This is a genomic window from Mesorhizobium sp. P160927 (genome assembly GCF_057766385.1).
Genome location: NZ_JBYMDW010000001.1, coordinates 952,233 through 971,795, shown reverse-complemented (window position 1 = coordinate 971,795; position 19,563 = coordinate 952,233). Strand labels below are relative to the sequence as shown.

18 protein-coding genes are annotated in these 19,563 nt (G+C 64.2%); 15 read left to right on the top strand and 3 right to left on the bottom strand.

The features are described 5' to 3' along the window. Positions 1–75: 75 nt before the first annotated feature. A complete protein-coding gene (xylB, locus tag AC3CB8_RS04910; RefSeq protein ID WP_352563347.1) occupies positions 76–1,530 on the top strand; it encodes a xylulokinase in 1,455 nt (484 codons plus the stop codon). Between the two features lie 299 nt (positions 1,531–1,829). Here the strand turns inward: xylB and AC3CB8_RS04905 are convergent, their stop codons facing one another. Beyond that, positions 1,830–2,192, bottom strand: coding sequence for a nuclear transport factor 2 family protein (locus AC3CB8_RS04905; RefSeq protein WP_023772128.1), 363 nt, complete (start codon positions 2,190–2,192; stop codon positions 1,830–1,832). A gap of 113 nt (positions 2,193–2,305) precedes the next feature. On the opposite strand from AC3CB8_RS04905, the gene xylA reads away from it, so the two are divergent. Continuing rightward, on the top strand, positions 2,306–3,631 hold the full coding sequence (xylA, locus tag AC3CB8_RS04900) for a xylose isomerase (RefSeq protein WP_352563348.1): 1,326 nt from the start codon (positions 2,306–2,308) through the stop codon (positions 3,629–3,631). Positions 3,632–3,841: 210 nt separating this feature from the next. After that, positions 3,842–4,051 carry a hypothetical protein gene (locus AC3CB8_RS04895; protein ID WP_352563349.1) on the top strand — a complete coding sequence of 70 codons (210 nt, stop codon included), beginning with the start codon at positions 3,842–3,844 and terminating at the stop codon, positions 4,049–4,051. 11 nt (positions 4,052–4,062) lie between these two features. Here AC3CB8_RS04895 and AC3CB8_RS04890 read toward each other — a convergent pair whose 3' ends face one another. Next, positions 4,063–5,040 carry a GlxA family transcriptional regulator gene (locus tag AC3CB8_RS04890; RefSeq protein ID WP_023793238.1) on the bottom strand — a complete coding sequence of 326 codons (978 nt, stop codon included), beginning with the start codon at positions 5,038–5,040 and terminating at the stop codon, positions 4,063–4,065. A gap of 79 nt (positions 5,041–5,119) precedes the next feature. Between AC3CB8_RS04890 and bcoG the strand changes: the two genes are divergently transcribed. The 7 genes from bcoG (at position 5,120) to AC3CB8_RS04855 (ending at position 12,926) form a co-directional block, all read left to right on the top strand. Continuing rightward, complete coding sequence (gene bcoG / locus AC3CB8_RS04885) at positions 5,120–6,037, top strand: 3-dehydrocarnitine:acetyl-CoA trimethylamine transferase BcoG (RefSeq protein WP_023772124.1); 918 nt, start codon at positions 5,120–5,122, stop codon at positions 6,035–6,037. Positions 6,038–6,119: 82 nt separating this feature from the next. Then, positions 6,120–6,749, top strand: a complete 630-nt coding sequence (locus tag AC3CB8_RS04880) for an HD domain-containing protein (protein ID WP_023772123.1) — start codon at positions 6,120–6,122, stop codon at positions 6,747–6,749. Further along, on the top strand, positions 6,746–7,840 hold the full coding sequence (locus tag AC3CB8_RS04875; RefSeq protein ID WP_352563350.1) for a 3-hydroxyacyl-CoA dehydrogenase NAD-binding domain-containing protein: 1,095 nt from the start codon (positions 6,746–6,748) through the stop codon (positions 7,838–7,840). The genes AC3CB8_RS04880 and AC3CB8_RS04875 overlap by 4 nt, the downstream gene beginning before the upstream one ends. Before the next feature lie 4 nt (positions 7,841–7,844). Beyond that, positions 7,845–9,008 (top strand): acyl-CoA dehydrogenase family protein, encoded by a 1,164-nt coding sequence (locus tag AC3CB8_RS04870; RefSeq protein ID WP_023772121.1) that lies wholly within the window; start codon positions 7,845–7,847, stop codon positions 9,006–9,008. A gap of 86 nt (positions 9,009–9,094) precedes the next feature. Further along, positions 9,095–11,173 (top strand): acetate--CoA ligase family protein, encoded by a 2,079-nt coding sequence (locus tag AC3CB8_RS04865; RefSeq protein ID WP_031247919.1) that lies wholly within the window; start codon positions 9,095–9,097, stop codon positions 11,171–11,173. Continuing rightward, a complete protein-coding gene (locus AC3CB8_RS04860; RefSeq protein WP_023793246.1) occupies positions 11,166–11,948 on the top strand; it encodes a carnitinyl-CoA dehydratase in 783 nt (260 codons plus the stop codon). The genes AC3CB8_RS04865 and AC3CB8_RS04860 overlap by 8 nt, the downstream gene beginning before the upstream one ends. Positions 11,949–11,993: 45 nt before the next feature. Further along, positions 11,994–12,926, top strand: coding sequence for an alpha/beta hydrolase (locus AC3CB8_RS04855; RefSeq protein ID WP_352726441.1), 933 nt, complete (start codon positions 11,994–11,996; stop codon positions 12,924–12,926). Positions 12,927–12,953: 27 nt separating this feature from the next. On the opposite strand, the gene AC3CB8_RS04850 is transcribed toward AC3CB8_RS04855, so the two are convergent. Beyond that, positions 12,954–13,655: a GntR family transcriptional regulator gene (locus tag AC3CB8_RS04850; RefSeq protein WP_031240303.1), complete on the bottom strand. Its 702-nt coding sequence runs from the start codon at positions 13,653–13,655 to the stop codon at positions 12,954–12,956. Between the two features lie 215 nt (positions 13,656–13,870). Between AC3CB8_RS04850 and AC3CB8_RS04845 the strand changes: the two genes are divergently transcribed. The 5 genes from AC3CB8_RS04845 to ggt all read left to right on the top strand — a co-directional run bounded on the left by AC3CB8_RS04845 (position 13,871) and on the right by ggt (position 19,440). Beyond that, positions 13,871–14,911 (top strand): ABC transporter substrate-binding protein, encoded by a 1,041-nt coding sequence (locus AC3CB8_RS04845; RefSeq protein ID WP_023772116.1) that lies wholly within the window; start codon positions 13,871–13,873, stop codon positions 14,909–14,911. Between the two features lie 73 nt (positions 14,912–14,984). Then, complete coding sequence (locus AC3CB8_RS04840; RefSeq protein WP_352563351.1) at positions 14,985–16,070, top strand: ABC transporter ATP-binding protein; 1,086 nt, start codon at positions 14,985–14,987, stop codon at positions 16,068–16,070. Continuing rightward, positions 16,067–16,993, top strand: a complete 927-nt coding sequence (locus tag AC3CB8_RS04835) for an ABC transporter permease (protein WP_023781917.1) — start codon at positions 16,067–16,069, stop codon at positions 16,991–16,993. The genes AC3CB8_RS04840 and AC3CB8_RS04835 overlap by 4 nt, the downstream gene beginning before the upstream one ends. Next, positions 16,990–17,790 carry an ABC transporter permease gene (locus AC3CB8_RS04830; protein ID WP_023772113.1) on the top strand — a complete coding sequence of 267 codons (801 nt, stop codon included), beginning with the start codon at positions 16,990–16,992 and terminating at the stop codon, positions 17,788–17,790. The genes AC3CB8_RS04835 and AC3CB8_RS04830 overlap by 4 nt, the downstream gene beginning before the upstream one ends. A gap of 63 nt (positions 17,791–17,853) precedes the next feature. Then, positions 17,854–19,440: a gamma-glutamyltransferase gene (ggt, locus tag AC3CB8_RS04825; RefSeq protein WP_352563354.1), complete on the top strand. Its 1,587-nt coding sequence runs from the start codon at positions 17,854–17,856 to the stop codon at positions 19,438–19,440. Positions 19,441–19,563 lie beyond the last annotated feature (123 nt).

The following is a 19,563-nucleotide window of genomic DNA, read 5'->3' as shown; positions in this document are numbered from 1 at the left end:
GAGCGGATCTTGCCTTAAAAACTGGCTCAACATATTTTTCGGGTTCCGAAAAAAATAAGAACGTGGGAGGAAACCATGTATCTCGGCCTCGACCTGGGCACATCGGGCGTCAAGGCGCTGCTGATCGATGCCGGACAGGGCGTCATCGGCTCCGGCCATGGCACGCTTGATGTTTCTCGCCCTCATCCCGGCTGGTCCGAACAGGATCCCATGCACTGGATACGCGCCTGCGAAGACGCGATCGCCGAACTGAAGGCGGCACATCCCGGGCAGTTCGCGGCAATCAAGGGCATCGGCCTGTCAGGCCAGATGCATGGCGCGACCTTGCTCGATGCGGCCGATCAGGTGTTGCGCCCCTGCATTCTGTGGAACGATACGCGCAGCCATGTCGAGGCGGCGGCACTGGACGCCGATCCACGCTTCCGCGCGCTCACCGGCAACATCGTCTTTCCCGGCTTCACCGCGCCCAAGCTCGCTTGGGTGAAGAACAACGAGCCCGCTGTCTTCGCCAAAGTGGCAAAGGTGCTTTTGCCCAAGGATTTCCTGCGGCTCTGGTTGACCGGCGAGCACATTTCGGAAATGTCGGATTCGGCCGGCACATCCTGGCTCGATGTCGGCAAGCGCCGCTGGTCGGCGGAGCTGCTCGCCGCGACATCGCTTCACGAGAACCATATGCCAGCGCTGGTCGAAGGCACCGCGAAGGCTGGTGCCCTGCGCGCCGAACTCGCGTCGCGGTGGGGCATCGCGGCCGGCACCCCGGTGGCTGGCGGCGCCGGCGACAATGCGGCGTCCGCCTGCGGCATGGGCACGGTGGGGGCCGGCCACGCTTTTGTCTCGCTCGGCACATCGGGCGTGCTGTTTGCCGCCAACGCCGCCTATCTGCCCAACCCGGCCAGCGCGGTGCACACCTTCTGCCATGCGCTGCCCAACACTTGGCATCAGATGGGCGTCATCCTGTCGGCAACCGATTCCCTCAACTGGCTGTCGGAGATCACGGGCAAGGGCGCGGGCGAACTGACATCCGAACTCGGCGAGACGCTGAAGGCGCCGACCGGCGTATCCTTCCTGCCCTATCTCTCGGGCGAGCGGACGCCACACAATGATTCCGCCATTCGCGGTTCGTTCACCGGCCTGGCGCATGAATCGGGCCGCGCCGTGCTGACACAGGCCGTGCTCGAAGGCGTCGCCTTTGCCTTCCGCGACAGCCTGGAAGCATTGAAAACCGCCGGCACGACCTTGACGCGCGTGACCGCGATCGGCGGCGGCTCGCGCTCGCGCTATTGGCTGAAGGCGATCGCAACCGCGCTGCAATTGCCCGTCGATATCCCCGCCGACGGCGATTTCGGCGCTGCCTTCGGTGCCGCCAGGCTGGGCCTGATCGCGGCGACCGGCGCCGATCCGCTGGCCGTGTGCTCCGCGCCGAGGACAGATGCCACGATCGAGCCGGATGCAGCTCTTGGCGGCGCCTTCGCCGATGCCTATCACCGCTACCGCGCGCTCTATCCGGCGATCAAGGCCGTAACCGCGTGAGTTGGCGCTTGTCCCATTACTTTCGTGCGGGCGTTGGCGCTGCCCCTCACCTGCCTGCCGGCATCCTCTCCCGGTGTAGAGACGGGGACAGGGGCGCTGTCATTGCTGGTTTCGGCAATCACCAACGTCGCAGGAAAGGCGTCGAGATTGCCGCCGGCCCACTTCTCCCCGTCAGTACACGGGGAGAAGTGCCCGGCAGGGCGATGAGGGGCGGCGCCGACTTCGCCAATTGGTCCCCTCTACAGATTAGGCAAGCAACTGCCGTAAGAGTCGGAGCCACTCAACTTGCCGGCAAAACGTCACTGCGCCGGAACCTTGTCCAAAAACCCGGTGACGCTCTTCAGGCGACCGTTCTCGATAACGCCGATATCCGTGCCTTCGATGACGGAAGGGACACCTTCCGGGCCAAGATTCCACGAAAAGCGGATCCTGTCGGCAAAGCCGTCCGGCGTGCCCTTCAGCGAGAAGCGAAAGCCGGCAAAGCGCTGCTGGACACCGTCGATCAGCGCCGCGACGCCTTCATGGCCGTCGCCCTGCATGAGCGGATCGCGATAGCTGACGTCCTCGGTGAAAGCAGCCTTGAGCAAGGCCGCCCGGCGGCCGGCATCGCTTTCGTTCCAGGCGGTGATGTAGTTCAGGGCGATCGTGTTGAGGTCGGTCATGGTCTGTCTCCTTGGTTTGACGGTTTTGACAGGACCGTTTTCGACCAGCGCCGGCGTGAAACCAATTACGCCTGAGGTAATCGGGCAAACTTATCTTGGAGAGGAAGAGAACCATGAGCAGCGGCTTTTTCGGCGACATCCAGACAATCAAATATGAAGGACCGGATTCGACCAATCCGCTGGCCTACCGTTTCTACAATCCCGACGAAGTGGTGGCCGGCAAGCGGCTGGAGGACCATCTGCGCTTTGCCGTCGCCTACTGGCATTCCTTCGCCTGGCCGGGCGGCGACCCGTTCGGCGGCCAGACCTTCGACCGTCCCTGGTTTCCCAAGGCCGGCGGCGTCGACACGATGGAATTGGCGAAGCTGAAGGCGGATGTCGCCTTCGAAATGTTCTCGCTACTCGGCGCTCCCTATTTCTGCTTCCACGACGCCGATGTGCGGCCAGAGGGCAAGGATTTCTCCGAAAGTGCGGCCCGCCTGGATGAGATCGCCGATTATTTCGCCGGCAAGATGAAGCAGACCGGCGTCAAGCTTTTGTGGGGCACGGCGAACCTGTTCTCAAACCGCCGCTTCATGTCGGGCGCGGCGACCAATCCCGATCCGGATGTGTTCGCCTACGCGGCGGCGACGGTGAAGAGCTGCATCGACGTCACCAAGCGGCTGAAGGGCGAGAACTACGTGTTGTGGGGCGGGCGCGAGGGCTATGAGACGCTGCTCAACACCGACCTTGCCCGCGAGCAGGAACAGGCCGGCCGTTTCCTGAATCTCGTCATCGACTACAAGCACAAGATCGGCTTCAAGGGCACGATCCTGATCGAGCCGAAGCCGCAGGAGCCGACAAAACACCAGTATGACTACGACGTCGCGACCGTCTACGGCTTCCTCAAGCGTTTCGGCCTGGAGAAGGAGGTCAAACTCAACATCGAGCAGGGCCACGCCATCCTGGCCGGCCACTCCTTCGAGCACGAGCTGGCGCTGGCCAACGCGCTCGGCGTCTTCGGCTCGATCGACATGAACCGCAACGATTATCAGTCGGGCTGGGACACCGACCAGTTCCCCAACAACGTGCCGGAAATGGCGCTGGCGTATTACCAGGTGCTCCAGGCCGGCGGTTTCAAGACCGGCGGCACCAATTTCGACGCCAAGCTGCGCCGCCAGTCGCTCGACCCGCAGGACCTGCTGATCGGCCACATCGGCGGCATGGATTCCTGCGCGCGCGGCCTCAAGGCGGCAGCGAAGATGATGGAGGACAAGGCGCTGTCGGGTCCGCTCGCCGAGCGCTATGCCGGCTGGAACAGCGCCGAGGCCAAGGCGATGCTGTCGGGCAAGCGGACGCTGGAAGAGATCGCCGAGCGCGTGGTGAAGAAGAAGATCGAGCCGCAGCCGCGCTCCGGCCGCCAGGAACTGCTCGAAAACATCGTCAACCGCTACGTCTGACGCTGCCTGACCGTCGGCAATTCAAGCCGGCGCCCTATGCGATTTCGAAAGCTTGGCGCTCGGAAACCTTTTTTCGCGCCAAGCTGAAATCGACGACAAGGTTTTGCCCCTTGCCGCCTCTCAATGACCTCGCTCTTGCCTTCAAACTGCCGTCACGAATCTCGTATAGGTATGGCTCGTAGCGGGAGAGGAAGAAGGAGGCGAACCGATATGCAGAACGAACGTGAAATCGACGCCCTGCTCTCACCTGGCAAGGCCGGATCGATCATCGACCGGCTGATGGCAATGCCGCATCCCAGGGATGGCGCGCGCCGGTCCAACGAATGGGATCGTGCTGTCGCCAGCCGTTTCGAGACTCATCTGGCCAGACAGATGCGCTCACAGATCGATGGCGGGAGCGACCGGCAAAACGCCGCCTGAGCCAGCTGGATTCAACCTCGGCGAAGCCTGACAGGGGCTTCGCCAAAAGCTCTCGAAAAGGCTCTCGAAAAGGCTGCCGCAGACGAGAACCCCGTCCGCCCGGCGATATCCGCCATGGCGATCCGCGTGTCGACCACGAGCCGGCGCGCGGCACCCAGGCGCAACCTGAGATAGTAGGCGCCCGGCGTCTCGCCGATCGACTTGCGAAAGATGCTTTCCAGGGTCCGCGCCGTCACTCCGGCGCGCCTGGCCACAGCGTCGATGGTCAGTGGCTGGTCGACATGCGCTTCCATCAAGCGGATCGCGTGGGCCAGGCGCGGATCGTAGCCGTCGAGCCGGCCGAGCGAGACCAGCGGCTGGGCATCGGTTGCGGCACGCGCCTGGTCGTAGATGAAGACGCTGGCGACATCGAGCGCCACCGCCATGCCGAGCCGCGTGCGAATCAAGTGCAGCATCAGGTCGAAGGTCGGCGAGGCGCCGCCCGAGGTGAACACCGGCCCATCGATGACATAGCGGTCCGGCCGGACATCAACGCCGGGAAAAGCGGACGAAAAATCCTCCATGTCTTCCCAATGGGTGGTTGCGCTGCGGCCCTCCAGCAGGCCGGCGCGCGCTACCAGCCAGGTGCCGGCCTCGACACCGCCGCACGCGCGGGCCGCACGCGCTGCCCTACGCAAACCTGAAAGCAGAGCCGACGTCGCGTAATTCTGGGTACCGAAACCGGCGACGACGACGAGAACGTCGGTTGTCTCATTGGCGTCGAAACGGCCGCTGACGGCCACCGGCAGGCCGCAGGTGGTGACCGGCGCCTCGCCTGTCACCGAGACCAGCTTGAAATCGAACAGGGTCTCGCCGGAAATGCGATTGGCGGCGCGCAGCGGGTCGACGGCGGAGGCGACGCACATGATCGAGGAGCCGGAAAACACCAGGAACGTTACCTTGAGGGTCTCACGTTCGGCCTGAAAGACGGACTTTTCGCTTTTGATCATGTCACCTTCGTAAAACGCAAAGCAGCCTTGATCAAGTCGAGCGATGGTAGGGGCTGTTTCGAATGGGAGGAGAGTTTCGATGCCGCTCGCGATGAACCGTGAGGTCTTCATTACCTGTGCCGTGACCGGGTCCGGTGGCTCGCAGGATCGCTCACCGCACGTACCGCGCTCGCCCAAGCAGATCGCCGATTCGGCCATCGACGCGGCCAAGGCCGGCGCTGCCATCGTCCACTGCCATGTGCGCGACCCCGAAACCGGCAAGCCCAGGCGCGACGTGCATCTTTACCGCGAAGTGACCGAGCGCATCCGCGCGGCGGACGTGGACGTCATCCTGAACCTCACCGCCGGCATGGGCGGCGACATGGTGTTCGGCTCGCCCGAGGCGCCGCTGCCGCTCAACGAAAAAGGGACCGACATGGGCGGCGCCACCAACCGCATGGAACATGTGCGCCAATGCCTGCCCGAAATCTGCACGCTCGACTGCGGCACCATGAATTTCGCCGAGGCCGACTATGTCATGACCAACACGCCCGGCATGCTGCGCGCCATGGGCGGCATGATGACGGCGCTCGGCGTCAAGCCCGAGATCGAGGCCTTCGACACCGGACATCTCTGGTTCGCCAAGCAACTGGTCGAGGAAAAGGTGCTCGATCCGGACGCGCTGGTACAGCTCTGCATGGGCGTGCCGTGGGGGGCGCCGGATGATCTCAACACCTTCATGGCGATGGTCAACAACGTGCCGTCGACCTGGAATTGGTCGGCTTTCGCCATCGGCCGCAACCAGATGGCCTACGCTGCCGCCGCCGTGCTCGCCGGCGGCAATGTCCGCGTCGGCCTCGAGGACAATCTGTGGCTCGACAAGGGGGTGCTGGCGACCAATGCGCAATTGGTCGAGCGTGCCGCCTCGATCGTCACCAATCTCGGCGCCCGGATCCTGGGGCCGGAAGAAGTGCGCAAGAAGCTCAATCTGACCAAGCGAGCGCCGATCGCGGCGTGAGCATGATCCCGAAAAGTGGGAACCGGTTTTCGGATAATATCATGCTCAAACAACAAGAAGACTAATTCGCAGGAGGGTCGATATGGCTACCGTAAAATTCACCGCCATGAAGGATGGCGACAGGCAAGACTACGAGTTCCTGACCGCCCACGAGATCGACTACGCGGCCAGGACCGGCGAGCGGCTGCTCGACGCGCTGGTGCAGCTCGACGAAGGCCTGTCGGGCTACAAGATCACCCGGCTCGGCCATTCGCTGCAGGCGGCGACGCGGGCCTGGCGTGACGGCGCCGACATCGACTGGATCGCCTGCGCCGTGCTGCACGATATCGGCGACATCTACGCGCCCTACAATCATGACGAATATGCCGCTTCGATCCTGAAACCTTTCGTGCGCGAGCAATGCACCTGGGTGGTGGAGAAGCATGGCGACTTCCAGCGCCTCTATTACGCCCACCATCTCGGCGGCAATCGCCATGCGCGCGACCGCTTCGCCGGCCATGCCTATTTCGACGAGTGCGACCAATTCTGCGAACGCTGGGACCAGTCGAGCTTCGACCCTGACTATGAGACGCTGCCGATCGACTTCTTCCGGCCGTTCGTGCTCGAAGTCTTCGCCCGCAAAGCCTACGACCCATCGGTCATCCGCGCCGGCGAGCGCGTGCCTCTCACCGATCCCGAAACCGCCAGGACAAGAACCGGAGCCTCTCAATGAGCATCATCAACAAGGCGGCCGCCATTGGCGGCGGGGTCATCGGCGCCGGCTGGGTGGCGCGGCTGTTGCTTAACGGCATTGACGTGTCGATCTTCGATCCTGATCCCGAAGCTTCGCGCAAGGTCTCGGAAGTGATGAAGGGCGCGCGCCGCGCCTACAAGCAGATGGTGCCGGGCGGCCTGCCGAAAGAGGGCAAGCTGATCTTCGCCAAGACGATCGCCGAAGCGGTGGCGGATGCCGACTTCATCCAGGAAAGCGTACCGGAACGGCTCGACCTCAAGCATAAGGTGCTGGCCGAGATCGACACCCACGCGCCGGCAAACGCCATCGTCGGTTCGTCGACCTCGGGGATCAAGCCGACCGACATGCAGGTGGCGATGAAGAAGCACCCGGAACGGCTGGTCGTCGGCCATCCGTTCAATCCGGTCTATCTGCTGCCGCTGGTCGAGATCGTCGGCGGCGACCAGACCTTCCCCGAAGCCATCGAAGTCGCCAAGGAGATTTATGCCTCTATCGGCATGAAGCCGGTCGTCATCCGCAAGGAGATCGAGGCTTTCGTCGGCGACCGCCTGCTCGAAGCGGCCTGGCGCGAGGCGCTGTGGCTGATCAAGGACGGCATCTGCACGGTCGAGGAACTCGACGACATCATGCGCTACGGCTTCGGCCTGCGCTGGGCGCAGATGGGCATGTTCCAGGTCTATCGTGTTGCCGGCGGCGAGGCCGGCATGCGCCACTTCATGGCGCAGTTCGGACCGTGCCTGAAATGGCCGTGGACCAAGCTGATGGACGTGCCCGAGTTCAGCGACGAACTGGTCGACCTGATCGCCACCCAGTCGGACGACCAGGCGCACGGCCTTTCGATCCGCGAACTGGAAAAAATCCGCGACGACAATCTGGTCGCGATCATGGATGCGCTGTCGAAGCAAAACAAGGGCAAGGGCTGGGGCGCCGGCGCGCTGCACAAGGATTATACGAGGCAACTGGCCAAGTTGGCGGCGAAGAAGCCAGTGGCCTCAAAGGCAGCGGAAAGGGCCAGGACCGCCAAGCCGGTCAAGAAAGCCGAAAAGCCGAAGAAAAAGAAGAAGGGCTGAGACCATGGATTTCGGTCTTTCGGAAGAGCAGAAACTCATTGTCGAGACGACGCGCGCCTTCGTCGAGAATGAGCTTTATCCGCATGAACGCGAGGTCGAGCGCACCGGCGTGCTGCGCCGCGAACTGATCGAGGAGATCAAGGCCAAGGCGATCGAGGCCGGCCTCTACGCCGCCAACATGCCTGCCGATGTCGGCGGCGCGGGGCTCGATACCGTGACCTGGCTGCTCTACGAAAAGGAACTCGGCCGCGCCAATTACGCGCTGCACTGGACCTGCGTGGCGCGCCCTTCCAACATCCTGCTCGCCGGCACGCCGGAGCAGCGCGAAAAGTATCTTTTCCCCTGCATCCGCGGCGAGAAATGGGACTGCCTGGCGATGACCGAGCCGGGCGCCGGCTCCGACCTGCGCGGCATGAAGGCGACCGCCGTGCAGGACGGCGACGACTGGGTGCTGAACGGCACCAAGCATTTTATCTCCCACGCCGATCTCGCCGATTTCGCCATCGTCTTCATGGCCTCGGGCGAAGAGGATTCACCGCGCGGAAAACGCAAGAAGATCACCGCCTTCTTCGTCGACAAGGGCACCAAGGGATTCACGGTGCGCGACGGCTATCGCAATGTCTCGCATCGCGGCTACACCAACGCCATTCTCGAATTCGACGACTGCCGGTTGCCGGCATCCCAGGTTCTGGGCGAGGTGCACAAGGGGTTCGACGTCGCAAATTCCTGGCTCGGCGCCACGCGCCTGCAGGTCGGCGCCACCTGCCTAGGCCGTGCCGAGCGGGCGCTTGGCCATGCGGTCGAATATGCCGCGCAGCGCCAACAGTTCGGCCAGCAGATCGGCAAGTTCCAGGGCGTGTCGTTCAAGCTCGCCGACATGGCGACGGAACTCAAGGCCGCCGACCTGATGGTGTTCGAAGCCGGGTGGAAGTACGATCAGGGCACCGTCACCGACCAGGACATGGCCATGGCCAAGCTGAAGGCCACCGAAATGCTCGCCTTCGTTGCCGACGAGGCCATCCAAATCCATGGCGGCATGGGGCTGATGGATGACCTGCCGCTGGAGCGCATCTGGCGCGACGCCCGCGTCGAGCGCATATGGGAGGGCACGTCGGAGATTCAGCGACATATTATTTCGCGGGCGCTGCTGCGTCCTTTCGGAGCTTAAAGCATGATCCGCGAAAGCCGGAGTCCGGTTTTGTCGGGCAAACGAGATCGTTTGTCCTGAGATCATGCTCAAACGAAAAGATGACCATGCATAAACTTGAACGCCTCCTGCGCCCCAAATCGATCGCCGTGTTCGGCGGCGTGCAGGCCGCCGCGGTCGTCGCGCAATCGATCAAGATGGGTTTTGCCGGCGAGATCTGGCCGGTGCACCCGACCAAGGACGAGGTTGCCGGACGCAAGGCCTACCGCTCGGTCGCCGATCTGCCCGGCGCGCCGGACGCGGCCTTTGTCGGCGTCAACCGGCACCTGACAATCGAGGTGATCAAGGCACTGGCTGAGCGCGGGGCCGGCGGCGCCGTCTGCTTTGCCGCCGGATTCCTCGAAACCGAGGCCTATGACGAAGATGGCGAAAGGCTGCAGGCCGAGCTGGTGGCCGCCGCCGGCCAGATGCCGATCATCGGACCGAACTGCTACGGCCTGATCAACTATGCCGATGGCGCGCTTTTGTGGCCAGACCAGCATGGCGGCATCAGGCTGGAGGAGGGCGGCAAGGGCGTCGCCATCATCACCCAGTCGTCCAACATCGCCATCAACATGACGATGCAGAAGCGCGGCCTGCCGATCGCCTTCCTGATGACCGCCGGCAACCAGGCGCAGACCGGCCTGTCCGAAATGGCGCTTGGCCTGATCGAGGACGAGCGGGTCACCGCGCTTGGCCTGCACATCGAGGCCTTCGATTCGGTAGCCGGCTTCGAGCGGTTGGCCGCCAGGGCGCGTGAGCTGAAAAAACCGATCATTGCCATGAAGGTGGGCCGCTCCGAACAGGCGCGGCAGGCGACCGTCTCGCACACCGCTTCGCTTGCCGGGTCCGATGCGGCCTCGGGCGCCTTCCTGAGGCGCCTTGGCATCGCTCGCGTCGATTCCATCCCCTCCTTCATCGAGGCGCTGAAGCTGCTTCACATCACCGGCCCATTGCCCGGCTACAAGCTCTCGTCGATGAGCTGTTCGGGCGGCGAGGCATCGGTCATGGCCGACAGCGCCGAAGGCCGGTGGGTCAACTTCCCGGTCCTGAACGACACCCATCGCGCCCATGTCAAATCGACGCTCGGGCCGCTGGTCGCGGTGGCCAATCCCCTGGACTATCACACCTTCATCTGGAACAACGAGCCGGCGATGACCGCTACCTTCACCGCCATGGTGTCGGGCGGCTTCGACCTCAACATGCTGGTGCTCGACTTCCCGCGTCCCGATCGCTGCTCGGTGACCGACTGGTGGGCGACGCTGCGCGCTTTCGAATCGGCGCTGAAGACCAACAAGGCGCACGGCGCCATCGTCTCGTCGCTGCCGGAGAACCTGCCGGAGGAATACACCGCCGAGCTGATGGCGCGCGGCATGGTGCCGCTGTTCGGCATTTCCGAGGCGATGGATGCGGCCCAGGCCGCGGCCTTCATCGGCTGGGCCTGGCGCGAACCGCAGGCGCAGCCGGTGGATACCTCCGCCTCCGGTGCTGCCGGCGGTAACCATTCCACGCCCGACGAGGCGCAAGCCAAGGCGCGGCTGATCAAGGCCGGGCTTCCGGTGCCGAAAGGCGAACGCGCCGGCAATGCGGTCGAAGCGGTGATCTCGTCCATGGCGCTCGGCTTCCCCGTCGCCCTGAAGGCCCTTGGCGTCACCCACAAGTCCGAGGTCGGCGCCGTCAGCCTGAATCTCAAGGACGCCGAATCGGTCAGCACCGCGGCGCATGATCTGTTGCCGCTCGGCACCGGGCTATATGTCGAGCGCATGGTGCGCGACGGCGTCGCCGAACTGATCGTCGGCTTCACCCGCGACCCGATGTTCGGTGCCGTGATGACGCTGGGCACTGGCGGCGTGCTGGTCGAATTGCTGCGCGACAGCGTCACGCTGATGCTGCCGGCAACGCGCGACGACATCGAGGCCGCACTGCGCGGCCTGAAACTGTTCCCGCTGCTCGAAGGCTATCGCGGCCGGCCGAAGGCCGATCTCGCGGCCGCCATCGACGCCATCGCGGGCATTGCCAGCTTCGTGCAGGAGAATGCCGGCGAGATCGAGGAACTCGACATCAATCCGCTGATCGTCTGCTCCGAGGGCAAGGGCGCCTGGATCGCCGATGCGCTGCTGGTGCTGGGAGAAAACAAGAATGTCTGACGTCATTTCGACCCGCCGCGAAGGCTCGATCCTCGAGGTCACGCTCGACCGCCCCAAGGCCAATGCCATCGACCTGAAAACCTCGCGGCTGATGGGCGAAACCTTCAAGGCGTTCCGCGACGATCCCGACCTCCGCGTCGCCATCGTCAAGACCGCCGGCGACAAGTTCTTCTGCGCCGGCTGGGACCTGAAGGCCGCCGCGAGCGGCGACGCGGTCGACGGCGATTACGGCGTCGGCGGCTTTGCCGGCCTGCAGGAATTGCGCGACCTGAACAAGCCGGTCATCGCCTGCGTCAACGGCATGGCGGTGGGCGGCGGCTTCGAGCTGGCGCTGTCCTGCGACCTCATCTATGCCTCCGACCATTCTTCCTTCGCGCTGCCTGAAATCCGCGCCGGCACGCTGGCCGACGCGGCGACGATCAAGCTGCCTAAGCGCATGCCCTATCACGTCGCCATGGACCTTTTGCTCACCGGCCGCTGGATGGATGTCGCCGAGGCGCATCGCTGGGGCCTGGTCAACGAGGTTTTGCCCAAGGAAAAGCTCGAGGACCGCGTCTGGGAGATCGCCCGGCTGCTCGCCAGCGGCCCGCCACTGGTGTTCGCAGCGATCAAGGAGACCGCGCGGGTGGCGGAATCGTTGACCTTCCAGGAGGCGATGAACAAGGTGACGCGCCGGCAGCTGCCGACGGTCGATGCGCTCTACGGGTCGGAGGACGGCATGGAGGGTTTCCGCGCCTTCGCCGAAAAGCGCGAACCGGTGTGGAAGGGGAAGTGACGCTGCGGAGATGATGGCGCCATCACCTAAAGCTGGTCTCCCTTCATGACCGACTACGTCAAACTGATCGACGCCGAGACCTGGGCCTTCATCGAGCGGACGAATTCCTATTATCCGCCCGACACGATCGATCACAGGATCGCGCAGCAGCGCGAGATCTACGATCGCATGTGCCGTGAGTTCTTTGCCGGCTACCCGCAAGGCGTGACGGCGGAGACGACCGCCATTACCACACCTGTCAACAACATACCGGTCCGCATCTACCGCGACGCAAAGCCGGACCACGCCGCCATGGTGCTCTACCTCCATGGCGGGGGCTTCATCCTTGGCGGGCTGGACAGCCATGACGACGTCTGTGCCGAACTTTGCGGCCGCACCGGTTATGAGGTGGTCTCGGTCGACCACCGGCTGGCGCCGGAGCATCTGCATCCGGCCGCTTTCGACGATGCGATGAGCGCCTTCGAATGGGCCGCCGGGACCTACGACCGCCCCGTCTTGCTGTGCGGTGACAGCGCCGGCGGCAATCTTTGCGCCGCCGTTGCGCACGCGACCCGTGGCCATTCGAAAAAGCCGGTCGGCCAGGTGCTGATCTATCCCGGTCTCGGCGGCGATCGCGCGCTCGGCTCCTACGTGACGCATGCCGAGGCGCCCATGCTGACGGTGCGCGACCTTGAATTCTACAAACACGTCCGTACCGGCGGTGTGGACCAGACCGGTGACATCACGCTGTATCCGCTGGCCGATGCCGATTTCGCCAATTTGCCGCCGACCGTGCTGATTACCGCCCAGTGCGACCCGCTGTCATCCGATGGCGAGGTTTATCGCGACCGCATCGTCGCGGCAGGCGGGCGCGCCACCTGGTTCGAGGAACCCGGCCTCGTGCACGGCTATCTCAGGGCTCGGCATACCGTTGGCCGCGCCCGCGCGAGCTTCACCCGGATCGTCGACGCGGTGGCCACGCTCGGAAAGGGCGGCTGAACCAGGTAGGAAGAATGGCTGGTCCGCTCAGGACGCCTTGGCCAGGAAGCTCTGATAATCCGATTTCGCCTGCAGCAGGCGCAGCACGTTCTCGCGCGAACCGCGCACATGCGCGCGGGCCAGGGCGCCGGCGCGGATGATATCATTTGCGCAGATCGCCTCGACGATCTCTGCGTGTTCGTCGCGGGCGATCTTCCATTCATCGAGCCACAAGAGTTCGGTCCAGACATAATGCTGGCACTTGTCGAGGATGCCGCACAGCATGCCATGCAGCATGACATTGCCGCTGATTTCGGCAATGACGCGGTGGAGATCGATGCCGACCTCCAGTTCCTGGAATTTTTCGCGCGTCGTGCGATCGGGAATGGCGGCCAGCCGCTCGCACTCTGCCAGCATGGCGCGCAGCCGCGCCTTGTCCTTCTCGGTCGCGGCGGCCGCCGCCAATTCCGTCGCATGGCCGTCGAGCAGTTCGCGGATGGCGAAGGCCTCGCGGAACATGTTGATGTCGAACTCGGTGACGGCATAGCCCTGGCGCGGCCGGCCGGTGACCAGCCCGTCGCGCTCCAGGCGGTTGAAGGCTTCGCGCACGGGGGTGCGGCTGACATTGAGTTTTGCCGCGATGTCGCTTTCAGTGACGCGTGAGCCCGGCGGAATCTGGCCGGTCACGATCATCGCCTTGAGCGCGGAATAGACCGAGTCGCGCAGCGTGTTTTTTGGTTCCTTGGCCAAGTTCCGTTTCCAGTTCCCCGGCCGCTTCAGCCGGACATCGCCTCGTTTGTAGTCGCAGTCGGCGTAATTTGCCACGGCCCGCGGCGCCGTCCCCACCGTCCAGCCGATCGCGCCCGTCGCGGTTGACAACACCGATCTCTCGGCTACATTCTAAATTGTATACAAAATCGCATGCCAAATCAAAAACAAATGGGAACACCGGTCGGAGAACTGAAATGAACAGGACCACCAGCTTTAGAACTTTAGCGATAGCCGGGCTCATTGCCTCCGTGGCAGTGCCGGCCGTCGCCGCCGACACGATCACCGTCGCCTCATGGGGCGGCACCTATCAGGAGGCGCAGACCAAGGCCTTCTTCAAGCCGACCGCGGATGCGCTCGGCATCACCATCAAGGAAGACACGACCAACGGCCTCGATGACGTGCGGCTGCAGGTGACCGGCAATGCGGTGAAATGGGACATCACCGAACTCGGCGCCGACGAATGCGCGCGCGGCTCGAAGGAAGGGCTGTTCGAAAAGCTGGATTACGGCATCATCGACAAGAGCGGCATCAACCCGAAGCTGGTGCATGACGACTGGGTCGGCATCTCCTACACTTCCGTCGTGCTGATCTACCGGACCGACGTCTTCGGGGACAAGGGCCCGAAGACATGGGCCGACTTCTGGAACGTGGAAAAGTTTCCGGGACGGCGCGCACTGAGCAGCAGCCAGGCGACGGAGACGCTGAGCGTCGCAGCGCTCGCCTCCGGCCTGCCGATCGACAAAGTTTATCCCGTCGACATCGACGGCGCGCTGAAATCGGTCGACAAGATCCGTGGCCATGTCGATGCCTGGTGGACCTCCGGCGCCCAGGCCATGCAACTGGTGAAGGATGGCGAAGTCGACATGGCGAGCATCTGGAACGGCCGCGCCGGGACTTTGAAGAAGGAAGGCGCGCCGGTCAGCTTCTCCTTCGACCAGGGCGTGCTCACCGCCGATTGCATGGTCATCCCCAAGGGCGCCAAGAACAAGGACGCGGCGATGAAGGCGCTGGCCATGTTCGTCAGCCCGCAACTGCAGGCCAATCTGCCGCTCTATGTCGATAATGGACCGGTGAACGAGAAGGCCTTCGAGACCGGCAAGATCCCGCCGGAGCGGATCAAGGACATCAACTCGGCGCCCGAAAACGTCAAGAAGCAGGTGTTGCAGGATGCCGAGTTCTGGCGCGACAACCTCGTCGAGGCGACGGAAAAGTTCAACAATCTGATCCAGCAATAGGCTGGAACCTGACCTTGCGGGACGGCACCAGCGCCGCCCCGCTCCTTCAGTCTCTGCCTCGGAGATAACGACCTTGTCCATTGCACCATCCGCGCTGCCGATCGGCATGCGGGCGATCGAGAAACGATTTGGCAGCGTGCCGGTGCTGCGTGACCTGAACCTCGATGTCGAGGCGGGCGAGTTCCTGACGCTGCTTGGGCCTTCGGGCTCGGGGAAGACGACGCTGCTGATGATCCTGGCCGGTTTCGTGCGCGCCAATGGCGGATCGATCAAGGTCGGCGGCGACGAGATCATCACCACGCCGCCGCACAGGCGCAATATCGGCATGGTGTTCCAGAACTATGCGCTGTTTCCGCATATGAACGTCTTCCACAACATCGCCTTTCCGCTGAAGCAGCGCGGCGTTGGTGCGACAGAGACGGCGCAGCGGGTGGAGAACGCGCTGGAGCTGGTGAAGCTGCAGGGCCTGGGCGAGCGCCGGGTGGACCAGCTTTCCGGCGGCCAGCGCCAGCGCGTGGCCCTGGCGCGCGCCATCGTCTTCGAGCCGCGCATCGTCTTGATGGATGAACCCTTGTCGGCGCTCGACAAGGGTTTGCGCGAGCATATGCAGATCGAATTGCGTGCGCTTCATCGCCGCCTCGGCATGACCACGGTTTATGTCACGCACGACCAGCGCGAAGCCATCACCATGTCGGACCGTATCGCGGTGATGAACGGCGGCCGCATCGAACAGCTCGACAGGCCCGAAACGCTTTATTCCGCGCCGAAGACAAAATTCGTAGCCGGCTTCATCGGCGAATCGAACTTTATCCCGGTCGAAAGCCGCGATGGCTCGGTCTGGTATGAGGACAGGCTGATCCAGACCGGCGCACCGACGCCGCCGGCCGGTCCGCATCTGATGGTGGTGCGACCCGAGAAGCTGCGGCTGGTCAGGGCATCCGACCCGTCGACGGGCGTCAATGTGCTCGATGCGACGGTCAGCGACATCATCTACCAGGGCGACAGTTTCGTCTGCTATGCCAGCCTGCGCGACGGCCGCCAGCTGACGCTGCGCGACTATTGCCGCAGCCACGTGCTGGCAAGGCTGCCGGCGCCCGGCCAGCCGATCACGCTCGGCCTCGATGCCAAGGACACGATCCTGGTGGCGGCCGAGGGATGAGCGCGCAGTTCGCCATCGTGACGGAGACCGCCAGGCCGGCGGGGCAGGACCTGAACACGCAGGCCCTGCGCGCCGATGCGCGGCGCGAGTCATTGCGGCTGCTGGCGCTGCTGGCGCCGAGCCTGTTCCTCGTCTGCGCCATCATCATCGTGCCGATCGGCTGGCTGTTCTGGCTGTCGCTGTTCGACGAGACCGGCGCCTTGAGCGCCGCCAACTATGCGCGCTTCTTCGAGCAGGCCTCCTACATCAGGACCTTCATCACCACCTTCGAGGTCGCCTTCATCGTCACCGGCGCCTGCGTGCTGCTCGGCTATCCCCTGGCCTACATGCTGTCGCAGCTGCCGCGCCGGGCCGCGTCGATCTGCCTGATCTTCGTCATCCTGCCGTTCTGGACATCGGTGCTCGTGCGCACCTATGCCTGGCTGGTGATCCTGCAGCGCAAGGGCCTGATCAACAGCTGGCTGATCGATCTCGGCGTGATCAGCCAGCCGCTGTCGCTGGCCAACAATTTTTCGGGCGTCGTCATCGGCATGACGCATATATTGCTGCCGTTTCTGGTTTTGCCGCTCTATGCCTCGATGAAGACGATCGACACCGACTGCCTGCGCGCCGGCATGAACCTCGGCGCCGGCCCGGCCGCGACCTTTCGGCAAATCTTCTTTCCGCTGTCGGTGCCCGGCCTCGCCTCCGGCGTGGTCATCGTCTTCGTGCTGTGCCTCGGTTTCTTCGTGACGCCGGCGCTGATGGGTGGCGGCAAGGTGGTGATGTGGGCGATGCGCATGGAACAGACCACCAGCCTCTATTCCAACTGGGGCGCCGGTGCGGCACTCGGCGTGGTGCTGCTGACGGTCACGCTGGCGCTTCTCGGCCTGTTCCAGTGGCTGCTCGGCGCGCACGCCACCGGCGTATGGAGTTCGCGATGAGTGACAGCGTCGGACTGCCGATCTCGCACCGGCAACGGCTGTGGCTCTACGCCTTCGGCGGCCTCGTGCTGCTGTTCCTGATCGCGCCGTCGGTCATCATCCTCATCATGTCGTTCTCGGATTCGACGCTGCTGCAGTTCCCGCCGCGGCAATGGTCGCTGCGCTGGTATGAAAGCTATTTCCAGTCGCTGGAATGGCGCGACGCCACCATCGTGTCGGTGAAGGTCGCTGTCATGACCGCGCTGGTGGCGACACCGCTCGGCACTGCCGCCGCCTATGCGGTCAACCGGGGCACGCTGCGCTTCAACGGCACCATCAACGCGCTGCTCACCGCGTCGCTGATCATCCCCGTGATCCTGGTCGGCATCGGCACCTTCTTCCTCTATGCGCGCATCGGCCTCAACAACACGCTGACCGGCCTGGTCATCGCGCATACGGTGCAGGCGCTGCCGCTGGTGGTGCTGACGGTGCTGTCGGGCCTGCGCTCCTACGACATGAACCAGGAGCGGGTGGCGCGCAGCTTGGGTGCCGGACGCGTCGCTGCCTTCTGGCAGGTGACGATGCCGCAGATCCGCTTCTCGATCGTCTCGGGCGCGCTGTTTGCCTTCATCACCTCCTTCGACGAAGTTGTCGTCTCGCTGTTCATCTCGGGCGGGGAGACCACGACGCTGACGCGCCGCATGTTCAACGCGCTGCGCGACCAGATCGACCCGACCATCGCCGCCATCTCGACCTGCCTGATCGTGCTGTCTGTCCTGCTGTTGTCGCTGGCGCAGATCTTCGGCCGACGGCATTGATTTCATCGGACTCATCGCTTCAAGTGACCCATTCTTTCAAGTGCCCTAGGATATCCAGAACAGATGCGTGATTTCCAGTTTCCCGGCCGCTCGCCGGTTCGTGCCACGGAAGCGATTGCCGCGACATCGCATCCGCTCTCGACGCTTGCGGCCGTCGAGATGCTGCGCGCCGGCGGCAATGCCATGGACGGCGCCATCTGCGCCGCCGCCGTGCAGGGCGTGGTCGAGCCGCAATCGACGGGGATCGGAGGCGATTGCTTTGTCCTCTACTGCCCCAAGGGACAAAGCCAAGTGCTGGCTTTCAACGGCTCGGGGCGGGCGCCGGCGGCCGCGACCGTCGACTGGTATCGCGACAAGGGGTTTAACGAGCTACCGAAGCAGGGACCGCATGCGGTGACCGTGCCGGGCGCCATCGACGCCTGGTGCCGGCTGCTGGAGGACCATGGCAGCAAGACCCTGGCCGAGGTGCTGGCACCGGCGATCCACTATGCCGAGAACGGCTATGTCGTGCACGACCGCGTCGCCTTCGACTGGGCCGAACCCGAAACCGATCTTTCCGCCGACGAGCATGCCGCGCGCATCTTCCTGCCGGGTGGCGTGGCACCAAAGGCCGGCGACGTGCACAAGCAGCCGGAACTGGCCGCGACCTTGCGGGTGATCGCCAAACAGGGCCGCGCCGGGTTCTACGAAGGCGCGGTCGCCGTCGACATGGTGCGCCGGCTCAAGGAGCTGGGCGGGCTGCACACGGCGGAAGATTTCGCCGCGACAAGGGGCGACTATGTGGCGCCGGTGAGCGTCAGCTATGGCGGCCACGAGATCCACCAGATGCCGCCGAACAACCAAGGGCTGACGGCGCTCTTGATGCTGAACGTGCTGTCGGGCTTCAAGCTCGGCGGGCTCGACCCCAACGGCGCCGAGCGCCTGCACCTGGAAATCGAGGCCGGGCGGCTGGCCTATCGCGACCGCGACCGTTTCGTTGGCGACCAGGACCATGTCCCGGTGCCAGTGAGGGCGCTTCTATCGGCCGCCTATGCCGACCGGCTGCGCGCCGAGATCGACCGCGAGCGCGCCATGACCCATTTGCCCGACGTGGACCTGCCGGGCAGCGACACGGTCTATGTCTCGATCGTCGACCGCGACCGCAACGCGGTCTCCTTCATCAACTCGACCTATTATTCCTTCGGCAGCGGCGTGGTTGGCCCGAAGACCGGCGTGATGCTGCAGAACCGCGGCTCGAGCTTCCGCCTTGACGCAGGTCATCCCAATGCCATCGCGCCCGGCAAGCGGCCGATGCACACGATCATGCCGGGCATGGCGACCAAAAGCGGCCGCGTGGTGATGCCGTTCGGCGTCATGGGCGGCGGCTACCAGCCCTTCGGTCATGTCCATCTTCTGACCAACATGATCGATTTCGGCATGGACCCGCAGCAAGCGCTCGATGCGCCGCGCGTGTTCTACAATGACGGCCTAGTGGAAGCCGAGCGCAACGTGCCCACCGAGGCGATCGAAGGCCTGCGGCGGCGCGGCCACGCGATCACCGAGCCGCACCATCCGCTCGGCGGCGGCCAGGCGGTGCTGATCGACTGGGAAAAGGGAACGCTGACGGGGGCATCCGATCCGCGCAAGGACGGGATGGCGCTGGGGTATTGAGGTGATTGGCAAGGCAACTACCGGGCGTTGGCGCTGCCCCTCACCCGCCTGCCGGCGTCCTTTCCCCGTATAATGACGGGGAGAGAGGTGATGTCATCGACGGTTTCGCCAATCGCCTACGCT

What these genes read in the sequence shown, in the direction of transcription:
- AC3CB8_RS04880 (WP_023772123.1), top strand. Translation starts at nt 6,120, where the DNA reads ATGGCTACCGTAAAATTCACCGCCATGAAGGATGGCGACAGGCAAGAC.
- AC3CB8_RS04890 (WP_023793238.1), bottom strand. Translation starts at nt 5,040, where the DNA reads ATGATCAAAAGCGAAAAGTCCGTCTTTCAGGCCGAACGTGAGACCCTC.
- xylB (WP_352563347.1), top strand. Translation starts at nt 76, where the DNA reads ATGTATCTCGGCCTCGACCTGGGCACATCGGGCGTCAAGGCGCTGCTG.
- AC3CB8_RS04905 (WP_023772128.1), bottom strand. Translation starts at nt 2,192, where the DNA reads ATGACCGACCTCAACACGATCGCCCTGAACTACATCACCGCCTGGAAC.
- AC3CB8_RS04875 (WP_352563350.1), top strand. Translation starts at nt 6,746, where the DNA reads ATGAGCATCATCAACAAGGCGGCCGCCATTGGCGGCGGGGTCATCGGC.
- AC3CB8_RS04855 (WP_352726441.1), top strand. Translation starts at nt 11,994, where the DNA reads ATGACCGACTACGTCAAACTGATCGACGCCGAGACCTGGGCCTTCATC.
- bcoG (WP_023772124.1), top strand. Translation starts at nt 5,120, where the DNA reads ATGCCGCTCGCGATGAACCGTGAGGTCTTCATTACCTGTGCCGTGACC.
- xylA (WP_352563348.1), top strand. Translation starts at nt 2,306, where the DNA reads ATGAGCAGCGGCTTTTTCGGCGACATCCAGACAATCAAATATGAAGGA.
- AC3CB8_RS04845 (WP_023772116.1), top strand. Translation starts at nt 13,871, where the DNA reads ATGAACAGGACCACCAGCTTTAGAACTTTAGCGATAGCCGGGCTCATT.
- AC3CB8_RS04835 (WP_023781917.1), top strand. Translation starts at nt 16,067, where the DNA reads ATGAGCGCGCAGTTCGCCATCGTGACGGAGACCGCCAGGCCGGCGGGG.
- AC3CB8_RS04895 (WP_352563349.1), top strand. Translation starts at nt 3,842, where the DNA reads ATGCAGAACGAACGTGAAATCGACGCCCTGCTCTCACCTGGCAAGGCC.
- AC3CB8_RS04860 (WP_023793246.1), top strand. Translation starts at nt 11,166, where the DNA reads ATGTCTGACGTCATTTCGACCCGCCGCGAAGGCTCGATCCTCGAGGTC.
- AC3CB8_RS04870 (WP_023772121.1), top strand. Translation starts at nt 7,845, where the DNA reads ATGGATTTCGGTCTTTCGGAAGAGCAGAAACTCATTGTCGAGACGACG.
- AC3CB8_RS04830 (WP_023772113.1), top strand. Translation starts at nt 16,990, where the DNA reads ATGAGTGACAGCGTCGGACTGCCGATCTCGCACCGGCAACGGCTGTGG.
- ggt (WP_352563354.1), top strand. Translation starts at nt 17,854, where the DNA reads ATGCGTGATTTCCAGTTTCCCGGCCGCTCGCCGGTTCGTGCCACGGAA.
- AC3CB8_RS04865 (WP_031247919.1), top strand. Translation starts at nt 9,095, where the DNA reads ATGCATAAACTTGAACGCCTCCTGCGCCCCAAATCGATCGCCGTGTTC.